The organism is Bacteroides sp. AF34-31BH (assembly GCF_003602795.1).
Lineage (GTDB): Bacteria > Bacteroidota > Bacteroidia > Bacteroidales > Bacteroidaceae > Bacteroides > Bacteroides uniformis.
In genome coordinates this window covers 197764-213833 of sequence record NZ_QTLV01000003.1, presented here as the reverse complement: position 1 = coordinate 213833, position 16070 = coordinate 197764, and the positions used below count along the sequence as shown (strand labels likewise).

Genomic DNA, 16070 nt, shown 5'->3' with positions numbered 1-16070 from the left:
CACGACAGCGCAGCTCATTAGCACATTGGCACATTAATCATATTAGTACATTATGAGAATTGTAGTATTAGGAGCTGGCGAAAGCGGCGCAGGCGCTGCCGTACTGGCCAAAGTGAAAGGATTCGACACGTTCGTCTCCGACATGTCCGCCATCAAAGACAAATACAAGGAACTGCTGGATAAATACGGCATTGCCTGGGAAGAGGGACACCACACAGAAGAGCTGATTCTGAATGCTGACGAAGTAGTGAAAAGCCCCGGTATTCCCAACGACGCTCCGCTCATTATGAAATTAAAGGAAAAAGGTACGCCCATCATCTCTGAGATAGAGTTTGCGGGACGGTACACTGACGCAAAGATGGTCTGTATCACCGGCTCGAACGGAAAGACTACAACCACCTCGCTCATTTATCACATCTTCAAGAGTGCAGGCCTGAACGTCGGCCTCGCCGGCAACATCGGCAACAGCCTGGCCTTGCAGGTAGCCACGGAGCAGCATGATTACTACGTCATTGAGCTGAGTTCCTTCCAGCTGGACAATATGTATAACTTCCGTGCCAACATTGCCGTACTGATGAACATCACACCAGACCACTTGGACCGTTACGACCACTGTATGCAGAAATATGTGGACGCCAAATTCCGCATCACCCAAAACCAGACACCGGAAGACGCTTTTATCTTCTGGAACGACGACCCCATCATCAAGCGCGAGCTGGACAAGCATGGCCTGCGCGCCCATCTCTACCCGTTCGCTGCCGTGAAGGAAGACGGGGCCATCGCATACGTGGAAGACGGTGAAGTGGAAATCAACGAACCGATAGCCTTCAATATGGAGCAAGAGGAGCTGGCGCTGCACGGCACACACAACCTATACAATTCGTTAGCCGCCGGCATCTCGGCCAATTTGGCCGGCATCCGGAAAGAATATATCCGCAAAGCCTTGTCCGACTTCAAGGGAGTGGAACACCGGTTGGAGAAAGTAGCCACCGTACGCGGCGTGAGCTTCATCAACGATTCCAAGGCTACGAACGTAAATTCCTGCTGGTATGCCCTACAAAGCATGACCGGCAAAACCGTACTTATCCTCGGCGGTAAAGACAAAGGAAACGATTACACGGAAATCGAAGACCTCGTACGCGAAAAGTGCTCTGCCCTGGTCTATTTGGGATTGCACAACGAAAAGCTGCACGCCTTCTTCGACCGTCTGGGACTGCCCGTAGCCGACGTGCAGACCGGCATGCAGGATGCCGTAGAAGCAGCCTTCAAGCTGGCAAAGAAAGGTGAAACCGTGTTGCTCAGTCCTTGCTGTGCCTCCTTCGACCTCTTCAAGAGCTATGAGGACCGCGGCGATCAGTTCAAAGCATGTGTCAGAGCACTATAAGATACAGATGCCGTAACAGTCCTATTACGAATTCCGTAACAAGAACGGCAACTTTTAATTCTTTAATTATTAATTTTTAATTTGCGAAGCATTGGATTTATTAAAGAGCATATTCAAAGGCGATAAAGTGATTTGGATTATTTTCCTTTTCCTTTGCCTCATCTCCATCACAGAGGTATTCAGTGCTGCCAGTACGCTGACCTACAAGAGTGGCGACCACTGGGGACCGATTACGCAGCACAGCATCCTCCTGATGGTAGGCGCCGTCATTGTAGTACTGGTACACAACATCCCCTATAAATGGTTTCAGGTGTTCCCGGTATTCCTGCTTCCGATATCCATCGGACTGCTGGCTTTTGTGATGCTGATGGGATTCATTACCGGCGACCGCGTAAACGGCGCAGCCCGCTGGATGACCTTCATGGGCATTCAGTTCCAGCCGTCGGAAATAGCGAAGATGGCCGTTGTCATCGTTACCGCCTTTATCCTCTCGAAAGGGCAGGATGAAGACGGTGCAAGTCCGAAAGCCTTTAAGCGCATCATGATTATTACCTGCATTGTCTGTGGCCTTATCCTGCCGGAAAACTACTCGACGGGAATGCTGCTCTTCGGAACGGTCTACCTGATGATGTTCATCGGGCGGGTATCTGCCAGGAAACTGCTGATACTGGGAGGAGGGATTGTGGCATTCGTAACAGTCTTTGTCGCCTTCCTGCTGGCCACGCCAGACAAGACATTGGAAAATATACCGATGGGGCACCGCTTCACCACTGTAAAATCCCGTATTGCAGACTTTACCAACAAGGAGGAAGTTCCTGCCGCCAAATTCGACATCGACGGCGACGGGCAAGTGGCACATGCCCGTATTGCCGTAGCTACGAGCAACGTTGTAGGCAAGGGTCCGGGAAACTCCGTACAGCGTGACTTTCTGAGCCAGGCATTCTCCGATTTCATCTATGCCATCATCATCGAGGAACTGGGACTGGTAGGCGGAATAGTCGTTGTGTTCCTTTATGTCTGCCTATTGGTGCGAGTGGGCCGTATCGCCAAAAAATGCGACCGCACTTTCCCCGCTTTCCTCATTACCGGAATAGCCTTGCTGCTCGTCACGCAGGCGCTGTTCAACATGATGGTTGCCGTAGGTCTGGCACCCGTCACGGGACAACCGCTTCCACTCATCAGCAAGGGTGGTACATCCACTTTCATCAACTGTGCCTACATCGGCATGATACTGAGTGTCAGCCGCTATACAGCCAAGCTGGAGGAACAGCGGATGCATGATGCGCAAGTGCCGATGCTGATAGATGCCGGAAATGCCGAGCACCCGGAACAACCTGCCGACAGCGAAGCACAGACAGCCGCTGAGCCGACAGCAAAGGTACTGAACAGTGATGCGGAGTTTGAATAACAGCCTCTCCCCAACCCCTCCCCCGTAGGGAGGGGAGAAAAGAATGATTGAGCAATGGAAAGGATGCCAATAATACAAAAATAAAAAAGAACAAGAATATGAGTAAAGATATGAACAACTATACAACCAAAAGTAACTCTACCCCCCTCCCTACGGGGGAGGGGTCGGGGGTGAGGCTTATCATCAGCGGCGGCGGCACCGGAGGACATATCTTTCCGGCCATCTCCATCGCCAACGCCATAAAAGAGTTGTGTCCCGACGCAGAGATTCTCTTCGTAGGTGCCGAAGGAAGAATGGAAATGCAGCGTGTTCCCGATGCCGGTTACCGGATTATAGGCTTACCCGTTGCCGGATTCGACCGCAAACATCTGTGGAAGAACTTCTCCGTACTGCTGAAACTGATACGGAGTCAGTGGAAAGCACGGAACATCATCAAGGAGTTCCGCCCACAAGTGGCCGTCGGTGTAGGTGGCTATGCCAGTGGTCCTACGCTGAAAATGGCGGGCATGATGGGTATTCCCACGCTGATACAAGAACAGAATTCCTACGCCGGTGTCACCAACAAGCTGCTGGCACAGAAGGCATGCAAGATTTGCGTGGCCTACGAAGGTATGGAAAAATTCTTCCCGGCAGAAAAGATAATCATGACAGGTAATCCGGTGCGCCAGAACCTGCTCGGACATTCCATCCTGCACGCAGACGCCGTAAAGTACTTCGGATTGAACCCGGAAAAGAAGACTATCCTCATTCTGGGCGGCAGTCTTGGAGCGCGTACCATCAACCAGACATTGACTGCCGGACTGGATGTCATTCGTACCCACCCCGACGTACAGTTTATCTGGCAGACTGGCAAGATATACATTGACCAAGTCAGAGAAGCCATTACAGCCACTACGGGAGAAGCCGTACGTAACCCGCATATCAGTGCCATTCCGAATCTGTATGTGACGGACTTCATTAAGGATATGGCAAACGCCTATGCCGCTGCCGATCTGGTGATTTCACGTGCCGGAGCCGGTTCCATCTCCGAGTTCTGCCTGCTGCACAAGCCGGTCATCCTGGTTCCCTCACCCAATGTGGCAGAGGACCACCAGACCAAGAATGCGCTGGCGCTGGTGGATAAGGGTGCAGCTATCTATGTGAAGGATGTGGAAGCGAAAGAGAAGCTGCTGCCGGTGGCGTTGGAGACAATCGCTAACCCCGAGAAGTTGCAAGACTTAAGCAAGAATATCGCCAAGCTGGCGTTGCCTGACTCGGCGACAATTATTGCGAAGGAGGTATTGAAGTTAATTAAGAAATAAATTAGGAGAGTATCTTAATGAAAGATATGAATATAGAAACAATCAAATCCGTTTACTTCATCGGCGCCGGCGGCATCGGCATGAGTGCGCTGATACGTTATTTCCTCTCTAAAGGAAAGACAGTAGCGGGCTACGACCGTACGTCGAGCGAACTGACAGAACGTCTGATTACGGAAGGAGCACAGATACACTACGAAGAGGATATCGACCTTATTCCGGAGGAGTGCAAAGACAAGGCAAGCACGCTCGTGGTCTATACCCCCGCCGTGCCGCAAGGGCATGCAGAACTGACCTATTTCCGTGAAAACGGCTTCAACATACATAAGCGCTCCCAAGTATTGGGCATCATCACCCGCAGCAGTAAAGGCCTGTGCGTGGCAGGTACGCATGGCAAGACTACCACCAGCACCATGGCTGCCCACCTGCTGCACCAGTCACACGTGGGCTGCACCGCCTTCCTCGGAGGCATTTCGAAGAACTACGGTACGAATCTGCTGCTTTCCGCCACCAGCCCTTATACCGTTATCGAAGCGGATGAGTTCGACCGCTCCTTCCACTGGCTATCGCCCTGGATGAGTGTCATTACTGCCACCGACCCCGACCACCTGGATATATACGGCACCAAAGAAGCCTATCTCGAAAGCTTCCGCCACTACACCACGCTTATCCAGCCGGGCGGCGCCCTGATTCTGCACAAAGGACTGGAAATGCAAGCCGACGTACAACCGGGCGTCACCACCTATACCTACTCGCGCAACGAAGGCGACTTCCATGCCGAGAATATCCGCATCGGAAACGGTGAAATCTTCATCGACTTCGTGGCGCCTGACACCCGCATCAACGATATTCAGTTGGGGGTTCCCGTCAGTATCAACATCGAGAATGGTGTTGCCGCCATGGCACTCGCCCATCTCAGCGGTGCCACCGACGAAGAAATCAAGCAAGGCATGGCAAGCTTCCGCGGAGTGGACCGCCGTTTCGACTTCAAGCTGAAGAATGACCGGATTGTATTTCTCAGCGACTATGCCCACCACCCGGCGGAAATAGCCCAAAGCGTGAAGTCCGTCCGCGAGCTGTACCAAGACAAGAAGATAACCGTCATCTTCCAGCCTCACTTGTACACCCGCACCCGCGACTTCTACCGTGACTTTGCAGACAGCCTTTCCCTATCCGACGAGGTGATTCTGACAGAGATATACCCTGCCCGCGAGCAACCGATTCCCGGCGTGACGAGTCAGCTGATTTATGACAACCTCCGCCCCGGCATCGAGAAATGCATCTGTAGGAAAGAAGACGTCCTCAGCCTCCTCGCCCAAAAGCACACCGAAGTATTGGTAGTGCTGGGAGCCGGAGACCTGGACAACTATGCGCCCCAAATCACCCAACTATTATCAGAAAAATATCATGGTTAAAAGGATTCTACTTTCTATCGTTCTGTTGCTTGTCATTGCTTACCTGGTAGTGGCTGTCACAGCTTTCAACCGCAAGCCCACCTCGCAGGTGTGCCAAGACGTGGAACTGGTGATAAAAGACACGGTATATGCCGGCTTCATCACGAAGAAGGAAGTAGCTACCCTGCTGGAAAAGAAAGGCATCAGCCCCATTGGGAAAGACCTGGAACGCGTGCGTACCAAGACCTTGGAGCGCGAACTTGCCAAGCATCCCCTCATCGACCAGGTGGAGTGCTACAAAACCCCGAGCGGCAAGCTCTGCATCGAAGTGACCCAGCGCACCCCCATCCTGCGCGTGATGAGCGCCAACGGCGAAAACTACTATCTGGACAACAAAGGTACCGTGATGCCCCCCGATGCAAAGTGCGTTGCACACCTCGCCGTTGTAACCGGAAATGTAGAAAAGTCGTTTGCCATGAGGGATTTATATAAGTTTGGTGTATTTTTGCAAAAGAATTCTTTTTGGAATGCACAGATAGAGCAAATTCACGTATTGCCCGGCAAGAACATCGAGTTAGTGCCCCGTGTCGGCGACCATCTTATCTATTTAGGCAAGATTGCCGGATTCGAGAAGAAGCTGAAACGTGTAAAGGCATTCTACGAAAGAGGATTGAACCAGGTGGGTTGGAACAAATACTCCCGTATCAGCGTTGAATTTGATAATCAAATCATCTGCACAAAGAGAGAGTAGAGAAAGGGATTTACTAATAGTCCTTCTTTATCAAAGCGCAGCAAATAGTAAATTGTAAATAGTAAAATAGTAAATAAATAGATATGGCAACAACAGATTTCATCGCCGCTATCGAGTTGAGTTCTTCCAAGATTTCCGGTATCGCAGGAAAGAAGAGCAGTGACGGAAGTATCCAGGTGTTGGCTTATGCACGCGAAGATGCATCCCCGTTTATACACAAAGGGGCCATCTACAACATTGACAAGGCCGCACAAGCGCTGACTTCCATCATCAACAAGCTGGAAGGCCAGTTGAACAACTCCATCGCCAAAGTATATGTAGGCATCGGCGGACAATCATTGCGCACGGTGAGGAATGCGGTAAGCCGTACGCTGGAGGAAGAGAGCATCATTTCGCAAGAACTGGTAGACGAGATTTGCGACGAGAACCGTGATGTACCCTTGGTAGACATGAGTGTGCTGGATGTAGCCCCGCAAGAATACAAGATAGACAACACGCTGCATGTGGAGCCCGTAGGAGTTGCCGGAAGATACATCACCGGGCAGTTCCTCAACATCGTGGCGCGTGCCTCGCTGAAGAAGAACCTCGAACACAGTTTCGAGCAAGCCAAAGTGGAAATTGCCGACGACCTGCTCGTGGCTCCCACTGCGTTGGCCAAAGCCGTGCTGACCGAAAACGAGATGCGTTCGGGCTGTGCACTGGTGGACTTCGGTGCCGACACCACCACCGTGCTGGTCTATAAGAACAATATCCTGCGCTACCTCAGCGTACTGCCGCTGGGTGGAAACAACATTACCCACGACATCACTTCCCTGCAAATGGAAGAGGAAGATGCCGAGAAGCTGAAACTGCAATACGGTGATGCCCTCTACGAGGAGGAAGAAGACGCCGAGACCCCTGCCGTATGCACGTCGGAAGACGGCCGTACCTTTGAACTGGCCCTGCTGAACAATATTATCGGAGCACGTGCAGAAGAAATTCTTGCCAACGTATGGAACCAGTTGCAACTTTCCGGCTACGAGGACAAACTTTTCTCCGGTGTTGTATTCACCGGTGGAGGAGCCAATCTGAAGAATCTTGAGAAAGCCTTCCATAGAGTGAGCAAGATTGAAAAGGTAAAGACCGCCAAGTTCGTACAGACCACCGTCCACACACGCAGCGACGAGCCCAAGAAGGACGGCATGCACAACACACTGCTGGGCCTGCTGGCTGCCGGCAACGAGAATTGCTGCCTGCAAGAGGTGAAGCCGGTGCAGCAGCCTGCCTCCCATGTTCCTCCCAAACCGGTCGACATATTCGTTGACGACGAAGCGCTGAAAGAGCAGGAAGCCGCCGCACGCGCCGCCAAGGCACAGCGCGAGAAGGAAGAGAAAGAACGCAAGGAGCGTGAGCGCAAAGAAAGGGAGCTGCGCGAAAAGGAAGAAAAGAAGAAGAAAAAGAAAGAAGGCCCCAGCTGGTTCGAAAAGACTTTCAACAAGCTTTCCAACGAAATCTTCTCGGACGACGATATGAAGTAATAATGTGATAATGTGCCAGAAAATTAAGTTATTATGGAAGATATAGTACAATTCGATTTCCCGACCGATTCACCGAAAATCATTAAAGTAATCGGTGTAGGCGGAGGTGGCGGCAATGCCGTGAACCATATGTACCGGGAAGGTATACACGACGTGACGTTCGTACTGTGCAACACAGACAACCAAGCGTTGAAGGACTCTCCCGTGCCCGTGAAGTTACAGCTTGGAAAAGAAGGCCTGGGAGCCGGAAACCGCCCTGCCCGTGCCCGCAAGGCAGCAGAAGAGAGCATCGAAGACATCAAGAATATGCTGAACGACGGCACCAAGATGGTATTCATCACTGCCGGAATGGGCGGTGGTACCGGTACGGGTGCCGCACCCATCATTGCACAAACCGCCAAGGAAATGGACATCCTGACCATCGGCATCGTCACCATCCCTTTCCGCTGGGAGGGCGACAAGAAGATAGACCAGGCACTGGATGGCGTAGAGGAAATCAGCAAGCACGTAGATGCCCTGCTGGTCATCAACAATGAAAAGCTGAGCGAGATATACAGCGAGCTATCCGTGGACGACGCGTTTGACAAGGCCGACGACACCCTTTCGGTAGCCGCCAAGAGTATTGCCGAAATCATCACCCTGCATGGAAAGGTGAACCTCGACTTCAACGACGTGAAAACAGTGCTGAAGGACGGCGGCGTAGCCATCATGAGTACCGGCTACGGCGAAGGTGACAACCGTGTCAGCGAAGCCATCAAGAACGCGCAGCACTCGCCGTTGCTGAACAACAACGACATCTTCAACTCCAAGAAAGTACTCCTCAACATCTCTTATAGTGCACAATACAAGCTGATGATGAGCGAGATGGACGAGGTGAAGGAGTTCATGAACCGTTTCAGCCGCGACTTCGAAACCAAATTCGGTATGGCCATTGACGACAAGCTGGAACAGAAAGTGAAAATCACCCTGCTTGCCACCGGTTTCGGTATCCAGGACATCCACATGAAGGAAATGGACGACCGCATCACCCAGCGCACCGCCGAAGAACAGCAACGCCTTGCCGAGCTGGAGGAGGAAGAGGAACAGAGACGCAACCGCCGCGAAGTGTACTATGGCAAGGATGCCAATGCCCGTTCCCAGCGCAGCCGCCGTCGCCATATCTATCTCTTCAATCCCGAAGACATGGACAACGCCGACATCATCAGCATGGTAGAGAATTCTCCGACCTATCTGCGTGACAAAAGCACGCTGAACAGCATCAAGATGAAGGCAGAGCAGGAAGGGCAGCTCGCCACCGAAGCCGCGCAAGAGGCAGAAGGCGGTGCAGGGGGAGTCATCACCTTCTGATTTTTCCGTTCCCGATATGTAAAACCATCCTCCTCCCCTTCGGGGGAACAGGAGTAAACCTATAACAATATGGATTTATTTGAAAAAGTCAGCGAAGACATTAAAACAGCCATGAAAGCCAAAGACAAAGTGGCTCTCGAAACATTGAGAAACGTAAAGAAAGTATTCCTTGAAGCCAAAACCGCTCCCGGAGCCAACGATACCCTGAGCGATGCAGATGCTTTGAAGATTATCCAAAAACTGACCAAGCAAGGCAAAGACGCCGCTGAAATCTATGTACAGCAAGGTCGCCAGGACTTGGCAGACGATGAGCTGGCACAAGTAAAGGTGCTTGAAACCTATCTGCCCAAGCAGATGAGCGCCGAAGAACTGGAGGCAGCCTTGAAGGAAATCATAGCCGAAGTCGGCGCCACCAGCGGCAAGGACATGGGCAAGGTGATGGGTGTAGCCAGCAAGAAACTTGCCGGACTTGCCGAAGGCCGCGCCATCTCAGCCAAAGTAAAAGAGTTGCTGGGATAAAGAAATAAACTTCCCCTATCATATAAGCCGTGCTTCAACAGAGGGACTCAGCGTCCAAAGTCTGTTGAACACGGCTTTTTACATACCAATCCATATCCTCCCCCACAAGAGATTATACGCTATCTATCAACGCATTATATTTACCGACCGTTTACCATAAGATGTAAAAGCCGTTACCTAATGATGTAACGACGGTTACCCTATATTGAAACGGTCGTTACCCTATATTGTAACGACCGTTACAGCTTATCGTAACGACCCTTACAGCAGTAAGTAAAACTCCCTACTCCTATAATAAAGGCAGCGCACACTTATTGGGCCGTTACATCGACGATAATCAATCAAAAAGCTCCTTCAATACCTCAAGTGATTTCAATACCGGGAAATCCGGCAGATGCAGACGATAATATTCATTCATAATGTTCAGGCAGCGGGTACGCTCCAACCGGTTCATGGTGAAAAGATGCATCGTTTCATAATTCATGCGCATCAGCTGTGTCAGGCGGGCCGCCTCCTCGGGAGCGATGTAATTGGAATGGAGCTGCGGACGCAAGGGAGTGAAACAAGCATTCTGCAAATCGAAGTAATCTCCGGCATGATAATCCTCCAGGTTGGGATACAAACCGAGAAAACGGGAAAGGCGCATCAGGAAGACCAGATGGAAATTGGCAAACCCCTCCCTGCATTCATCCAGCCAGATGACGGAATGATACAGATAAGCAAACAGCGGACGGTTCTCCGCCTCCTCCCGGACGGCGCGATAAAGGAATTCCGAAAGAAACAAAGCGATGGCAGATTTGTAGGGATCGTAGGGAAGCGTGGCGAAAGGATAAAGAGACTTCGCCTCCTTCACCTTATATATAGTGGCATTAGGACGGAAATCGGCTTCAAGTTCCACCAATGCCAGCGGCTGGAAGAGTACCGGCTTCACCGCCGCCTTGCGCGAACGGGGTATGGACACCATGAAGGAAGCCCTGCCAGCCACCTCCGTATAGATGTCTGCAATGAGAGATGTATCCTTATATTTCAAGGTATGCAGCACAATTCCCAGTGTTTTCTGTAACATTCCCGATTTCTTTATCTGGTTTCAATCTGATAACAAAGCTACAAAAAAAGCCCGAAAGAAGAGAAACAAAAGGAGAAGAATAAAAAAACAAGGTAAGGAGTGCAAAAAGCAAAAGCACGTATTACACTGATTTTCAACAAACAAGACGCTAACCTATGACAAAAAGCAACAAAAAGCTATATTTTTTTCTTGCGAATGTTTTGGTAATTCAAAAATAGTTTCTACCTTTGCATCCGCAAACGAGAAATAAAGGCTCTTTGCAAGAGCGGAAACGCTCATCAAAGGATGGCCCGTTCGTCTATCGGTTAGGACGCAAGATTTTCATTCTTGAAAGGGGGGTTCGATTCCCCCACGGGCTACAAAATAAAAAAATAAACGAATTAAAAAAGATTAGTCGAGATGGCAAATCATAAATCATCACTGAAGAGAATCAGACAAGAAGAAACAAGAAGACTTCACAACAGATATTATGGCAAGACCATGAGAAACGCTGTTCGTAAGCTTCGTGCTACTACAGACAAAGCTGCAGCAACAGCAATGTATCCGGGTATCACAAAACTGTTGGATAAATTGGCTAAGACTAATGTAATCCACAAGAACAAGGCTAACAACCTGAAGTCAAAATTGGCTATCTATATCAACAAGCTGGCTTAAGTTGACTGTTACACAAAAGATATTACAAGGCTGGACTTTTTAGTCCGGCCTTTCTCATTTATACCTCTCTATTTACCTGCTTCCACACAAGTTTCTTTTCTGTGCTAAAAAGCTGTAAACTACCCGAATTTATCCGTTTGTTTAGCACCATATCCCGAGGATTTTCACTATATTTGCTCTGTTATTACAATAAGGAAAAAAGATTATGACTGAAGAACAGATTCACTCCAATAACGGGAGCTATTCTGCCGAAAACATCCAGGTACTGGAAGGTTTGGAAGCAGTGAGAAAGCGTCCCGCGATGTATATTGGCGACATTAGCAGCAAAGGGCTTCACCACCTGGTGTACGAGGTTGTGGACAACTCCATCGACGAGGCACTTGCCGGCTATTGCGACCACATCGAAGTCACCATTAACGAGGACAACTCCATCACCGTACAAGACAACGGACGTGGTATCCCGGTAGACTATCACGAAAAGGAAAAGAAATCCGCACTGGAAGTTGTAATGACCGTACTGCATGCCGGAGGTAAGTTCGACAAAGGTTCCTACAAGGTATCGGGAGGTCTGCATGGTGTAGGTGTATCTTGCGTAAACGCCTTGTCTACACACATGACTACCCAGGTTTTCCGTAACGGAAAAATCTATCAGCAGGAATATTCCTGCGGACATCCGCTCTACTCCGTCAAGGAAGTGGGCACAACAGACATTACCGGTACACGCCAGCAGTTCTGGCCGGACGATACCATCTTTACGGAAACAGTCTACAACTATGATATTCTTGCCACCCGCATGCGCGAGTTGGCTTACCTGAACGCAGGCATCAAGATTTCACTGACCGACCTTCGCGTAAAGGACGAAGAGGGAAATGCCAAGAAGGAAATCTTCTACTCGGAAGAAGGCCTGAAGGAATTTGTGCGCTACGTAGACTCCTCACGCGAGCACTTCATGAACGATGTAATCTACATCAACACCGAGAAGCAAGGCACACCGGTGGAAGTAGCCATCATGTACAACACTTCTTATAACGAAAATGTACACTCTTACGTAAACAACATCAATACCATTGAAGGGGGTACCCACTTGGCAGGTTTCCGCCGTGCACTGACCCGTACATTGAAAAAATACGCCGAAGACAACAAGATGCTGGAGAAAGCCAAGGTAGAGATTGCAGGCGACGACTTCCGCGAAGGATTAACTGCCGTTATCTCCATCAAGGTGGCAGAGCCTCAGTTCGAAGGACAGACCAAGACAAAGCTGGGTAACAACGAAGTGATGGGTGCCGTAGACCAGGCTGTGGGCGAAGCCCTCACCTACTACTTGGAGGAACACCCGAAGGAAGCCAAGCTGATTGTAGACAAGGTGATTCTTGCCGCCCAGGCACGTATCGCCGCACGTAAGGCACGCGAATCCGTACAACGCAAATCGCCGATGTCCGGCGGTGGCATGCCCGGTAAGTTGGCCGACTGCTCCAGCAAGGACCCGGAAGAATGCGAATTGTTCCTCGTCGAGGGTGACTCGGCAGGCGGTTCAGCAAAGCAAGGCCGTAACCGTGCGTTCCAAGCTATCCTGCCGCTTCGCGGTAAGATTCTGAATGTGGAAAAGGCCATGTGGCACAAGGCATTCGAGAGCGACGAAGTAAACAATATCATCCAGGCGCTGGGCATCCGTTTCGGCGTGGACGGTGAAGACAGCAAAGAAGCGAACATTGACAAGCTGCGCTACAAGAAGATTATCATCATGACCGATGCCGACGTCGATGGTTCTCACATCGACACGCTGATTATGACGCTTTTCTTCCGCTACTTCCCGCAAGTTATCCAGCAGGGTTGCTTGTACATCGCCACTCCTCCCCTTTACCTTTGCACCAAAGGCAAGGCGAAAGAGTATTGCTGGACAGACCAGCAGCGCCAGAAGTTCATCGACACTTACGGCGGCGGTTCGGAAAACGCAGTACACACCCAACGCTACAAAGGTTTGGGTGAAATGAACCCGGAACAGTTGTGGGAAACCACCATGAATCCGGAAAACCGCATGCTGAAGCAGGTGCATCTTGAAAATGCAGCCGAAGCCGACTATATCTTCTCCATGCTGATGGGTGAAGACGTGGGCCCGCGCCGCGATTTCATCGAAAAGAATGCAACGTATGCAAATATTGACGCTTAATAAATAATAAATAACCAACCTCACATCTTACAACGAGGAAGCCCCGGACGGGCAGGATAATCCTGCTGACCGGGGCTTTTCCTTTATCCCTCTTCTCCTCCAAAGAAGAGGCCCGTCTCCGCACGGAAGAACTATAGGATTCCTTGTTTTTTCATCTCTTCCACTACCAATTCCAGCTCTGCATACCAGTCCTCACCAAACTTACGGATAAGCGGCTCTTTCAGAAACTTGTACACGGGCAGATTTTCCTTTTGTCCCAACAGCATAGCGGCTTTGCAGACATCCCAACGATGATAGTTCACTGCCTTATAGAGTCCGTAGTTCCCCACCCTTATCGGATAGAGATGGCAGGATATAGGTTTGTAGAAGTTGGTCCTACCCTCACGGTAAGCCTTTTCGATGGCACAATAGCAACAGCCTTTATCATCATAGCAGGTAAAGACGCAATCCTTGTTGTTCACAATAGAAGTCACCAGGTCACCTTCACAATCGGTATAGACCACACCTTGCTCCTCTATCACGGTGCGGGCTTCGGGAGAAAGCTCGTCCCAAATCAGCGGAAGCACCTCTTCCAGTTTCTCCACCTCGTCCAGCTCTACGGGAGCACCGGCATCGCCCTCAATGCAACAAATCCCCTGGCAGGCACCCAAGTCACACAAGAACTTCTCGCGCAAGACATCGAAAGAAACCACAACATCACCAATCTGTATCATAATCGTTCTATTGAAAAAAGACGCGGATTATCCGGATTGCACAGACTCAACTTTAAGAGCATCCGTGGAATCCGTATAATCCGCGTCTAAATATTGTTACGGCTTTGACGCCTTACTTAATCAAATCCTTACCAGTCATTTCGGCCGGCTGCTCCATACCCAAGATATGCAGGATAGAAGGAGCTACGTCAGCCAATACACCGTTCTCAACCTTGGCGTCCTTGTTTGCAGTAACGTAAACGAAAGGAACGGGGTTCAGAGAGTGGGCAGTATTCGGAGTACCATCCTCATTCAGAGCATGGTCGGCATTACCGTGGTCGGCGATGATGATTACTTCATAATCGTTTGCCTTGGCAGCCTCAACGGTGTCTTTCACACATTCGTCGATGGCTTTCACTGCCTTCTCAATAGCTTCGTAGATACCGGTATGTCCCACCATATCACCATTGGCGTAGTTCACCACGATGAAATCGAACTTCTGGGTCTTGATAGCTTCAACCAACTTGTCCTTCACCTCGTACGCACTCATTTCAGGCTTCAAGTCGTAAGTGGCAACCTTCGGAGAAGGAACCAGGATGCGCTCTTCAGCATCGTAGGGAGTCTCGCGGCCACCGTTGAAGAAGAAAGTCACGTGTGCATACTTCTCTGTTTCGGCAATGTGCAGCTGGGTCTTGCCATTGGCAGCAAGATATTCGCCCAATGTGTTCTGTACATTCTCCTTATCAAAAAGGATATGTACACCCTTGAAGCTGGCGTCATACGGAGTCATGCAGTAGAACTGCAGGCCCGGAATGGTTTGCATGCCTTGTTCGGGCATATCTTGCTGGGTGAGGACAACGGTCAATTCCTTGGCACGGTCGTTACGGTAGTTGAAGAAGATTACAACATCACCTTCCTTGATGGTACCGTCGAAGCCACCGTTCACAATCGGCTTGATGAATTCATCCGTAACGCCTTCGTCGTAGGACTCCTGCATAGCCTGGACCATATCCGTAGCAACCTTGCCTTCACCGTTTACCAACAAATCGTAGGCAACCTTCACACGCTCCCAACGTTTGTCACGGTCCATTGCATAGAAACGTCCCACGATGGAAGCAATCTTGCCGGCAGACTTCTCGCAATGAGCAGTCAACTGCTCAATGAAACCTTTACCACTCTTCGGGTCGGTATCACGACCGTCCATAAAGCAGTGGATGAAGGTATTCTCGATACCGTATTCCTTGGAAATATCGCAGAGTTTGAACAAATGGTCAAAAGAGCTGTGCACGCCACCGTTGCTGGTCAGTCCCATAAAGTGGATATTCTTGCCGTTTTCCTTTGCATATGAGAAAGCAGAAACAATTTCCTTGTTCTTCAGGATGCTGCCATCGGCACAAGCACGGTTAATCTTCACCAAATCCTGGTAAACAATGCGTCCGGCACCGATATTGAGGTGACCTACTTCAGAGTTACCCATCTGTCCGTCGGGCAAACCAACGTTTTCACCGCTTGCCTGAAGCTCGGAATGCGGATAAGCTGCCAACAGACTGTCCCAATACGGAGTAGGTGTATTGAAAATCACATCATCTTTGCCTTGATCGCCGATGCCCCAGCCATCAAGAATCATTAAAAGGGCTTTCTTACTCATAATATTAATCGAATTTAATTGTATAATCTTTTTGTATGATACAAACGTTCTTTATAGTAGGAACCTGTTTTTGCGCTGCAAAGGTACAAAAAACAGCTGTTAAAGCGTACTGTTTCAAATGATTTATGTACTTTTGCCACGCTTAAAAAATAAAAAACAAGAAATATGGACGATTCAAACCCACGAACGTGCAATAGTATTCACCAATAAAACGAACGGAGACGT

General features: G+C 50.0%; 13 protein-coding genes and 1 tRNA gene. 11 read left to right on the top strand and 3 right to left on the bottom strand.

The genetic code is table 11. The annotated features are described in order from the left end of the window. Window positions 1–49: 49 nt before the first annotated feature. The 8 genes from murD (at window position 50) to DWZ67_RS07000 (ending at window position 9618) form a co-directional block, all read left to right on the top strand. Window positions 50–1384: a UDP-N-acetylmuramoyl-L-alanine--D-glutamate ligase gene (murD, locus tag DWZ67_RS07035; RefSeq protein ID WP_035457556.1), complete on the top strand. Its 1335-nt coding sequence runs from the start codon at window positions 50–52 to the stop codon at window positions 1382–1384. Between the two features lie 91 nt (window positions 1385–1475). Further along, a complete protein-coding gene (locus DWZ67_RS07030; RefSeq protein WP_005830397.1) occupies window positions 1476–2792 on the top strand; it encodes an FtsW/RodA/SpoVE family cell cycle protein in 1317 nt (438 codons plus the stop codon). A gap of 98 nt (window positions 2793–2890) precedes the next feature. Beyond that, window positions 2891–4093, top strand: a complete 1203-nt coding sequence (gene murG, locus DWZ67_RS07025) for an undecaprenyldiphospho-muramoylpentapeptide beta-N-acetylglucosaminyltransferase (RefSeq protein WP_120138548.1) — start codon at window positions 2891–2893, stop codon at window positions 4091–4093. 26 nt (window positions 4094–4119) lie between these two features. After that, a complete protein-coding gene (gene murC / locus DWZ67_RS07020) occupies window positions 4120–5505 on the top strand; it encodes a UDP-N-acetylmuramate--L-alanine ligase (RefSeq protein ID WP_120138546.1) in 1386 nt (461 codons plus the stop codon). Beyond that, a complete protein-coding gene (locus DWZ67_RS07015) occupies window positions 5498–6235 on the top strand; it encodes a cell division protein FtsQ/DivIB (RefSeq protein WP_005830403.1) in 738 nt (245 codons plus the stop codon). The genes murC and DWZ67_RS07015 overlap by 8 nt, the downstream gene beginning before the upstream one ends. Before the next feature lie 83 nt (window positions 6236–6318). Further along, complete coding sequence (gene ftsA / locus DWZ67_RS07010; RefSeq protein WP_117749206.1) at window positions 6319–7752, top strand: cell division protein FtsA; 1434 nt, start codon at window positions 6319–6321, stop codon at window positions 7750–7752. A gap of 33 nt (window positions 7753–7785) precedes the next feature. Then, window positions 7786–9099, top strand: a complete 1314-nt coding sequence (ftsZ, locus tag DWZ67_RS07005) for a cell division protein FtsZ (protein ID WP_005830408.1) — start codon at window positions 7786–7788, stop codon at window positions 9097–9099. Window positions 9100–9168: 69 nt separating this feature from the next. After that, window positions 9169–9618, top strand: a complete 450-nt coding sequence (locus DWZ67_RS07000) for a GatB/YqeY domain-containing protein (RefSeq protein WP_005830410.1) — start codon at window positions 9169–9171, stop codon at window positions 9616–9618. 337 nt (window positions 9619–9955) lie between these two features. Here the strand turns inward: DWZ67_RS07000 and recO are convergent, their stop codons facing one another. Continuing rightward, window positions 9956–10684 (bottom strand): DNA repair protein RecO, encoded by a 729-nt coding sequence (recO, locus tag DWZ67_RS06995; RefSeq protein WP_005834546.1) that lies wholly within the window; start codon window positions 10682–10684, stop codon window positions 9956–9958. 287 nt (window positions 10685–10971) lie between these two features. On the opposite strand from recO, the gene DWZ67_RS06990 reads away from it, so the two are divergent. The 3 genes from DWZ67_RS06990 (at window position 10972) to gyrB (ending at window position 13505) form a co-directional block, all read left to right on the top strand. Next, a tRNA-Glu gene (locus DWZ67_RS06990) sits at window positions 10972–11043 on the top strand. A gap of 40 nt (window positions 11044–11083) precedes the next feature. Further along, window positions 11084–11338 (top strand): 30S ribosomal protein S20, encoded by a 255-nt coding sequence (rpsT, locus tag DWZ67_RS06985; protein WP_005830420.1) that lies wholly within the window; start codon window positions 11084–11086, stop codon window positions 11336–11338. A 205-nt stretch (window positions 11339–11543) separates the two neighbouring features. After that, the gene (gene gyrB / locus DWZ67_RS06980) at window positions 11544–13505 is read left to right on the top strand and encodes a DNA topoisomerase (ATP-hydrolyzing) subunit B (RefSeq protein ID WP_005830422.1); all 1962 of its coding nucleotides are present in this window, start codon (window positions 11544–11546) and stop codon (window positions 13503–13505) included. 131 nt (window positions 13506–13636) lie between these two features. Here gyrB and DWZ67_RS06975 read toward each other — a convergent pair whose 3' ends face one another. Both DWZ67_RS06975 and gpmI read right to left on the bottom strand, forming a co-directional pair. Next, window positions 13637–14218, bottom strand: a complete 582-nt coding sequence (locus tag DWZ67_RS06975) for a DUF3109 family protein (RefSeq protein ID WP_008662683.1) — start codon at window positions 14216–14218, stop codon at window positions 13637–13639. A 112-nt stretch (window positions 14219–14330) separates the two neighbouring features. Next, complete coding sequence (gene gpmI / locus DWZ67_RS06970; protein WP_005830427.1) at window positions 14331–15845, bottom strand: 2,3-bisphosphoglycerate-independent phosphoglycerate mutase; 1515 nt, start codon at window positions 15843–15845, stop codon at window positions 14331–14333. Window positions 15846–16070: the final 225 nt, after the last annotated feature.

What these genes read in the sequence shown, in the direction of transcription:
- gyrB (WP_005830422.1), top strand. Translation starts at nt 11,544, where the DNA reads ATGACTGAAGAACAGATTCACTCCAATAACGGGAGCTATTCTGCCGAA.
- ftsZ (WP_005830408.1), top strand. Translation starts at nt 7,786, where the DNA reads ATGGAAGATATAGTACAATTCGATTTCCCGACCGATTCACCGAAAATC.
- murC (WP_120138546.1), top strand. Translation starts at nt 4,120, where the DNA reads ATGAATATAGAAACAATCAAATCCGTTTACTTCATCGGCGCCGGCGGC.
- DWZ67_RS07015 (WP_005830403.1), top strand. Translation starts at nt 5,498, where the DNA reads ATGGTTAAAAGGATTCTACTTTCTATCGTTCTGTTGCTTGTCATTGCT.
- recO (WP_005834546.1), bottom strand. Translation starts at nt 10,684, where the DNA reads ATGTTACAGAAAACACTGGGAATTGTGCTGCATACCTTGAAATATAAG.
- ftsA (WP_117749206.1), top strand. Translation starts at nt 6,319, where the DNA reads ATGGCAACAACAGATTTCATCGCCGCTATCGAGTTGAGTTCTTCCAAG.
- gpmI (WP_005830427.1), bottom strand. Translation starts at nt 15,845, where the DNA reads ATGAGTAAGAAAGCCCTTTTAATGATTCTTGATGGCTGGGGCATCGGC.
- DWZ67_RS06975 (WP_008662683.1), bottom strand. Translation starts at nt 14,218, where the DNA reads ATGATACAGATTGGTGATGTTGTGGTTTCTTTCGATGTCTTGCGCGAG.
- rpsT (WP_005830420.1), top strand. Translation starts at nt 11,084, where the DNA reads ATGGCAAATCATAAATCATCACTGAAGAGAATCAGACAAGAAGAAACA.
- murG (WP_120138548.1), top strand. Translation starts at nt 2,891, where the DNA reads ATGAGTAAAGATATGAACAACTATACAACCAAAAGTAACTCTACCCCC.
- DWZ67_RS07000 (WP_005830410.1), top strand. Translation starts at nt 9,169, where the DNA reads ATGGATTTATTTGAAAAAGTCAGCGAAGACATTAAAACAGCCATGAAA.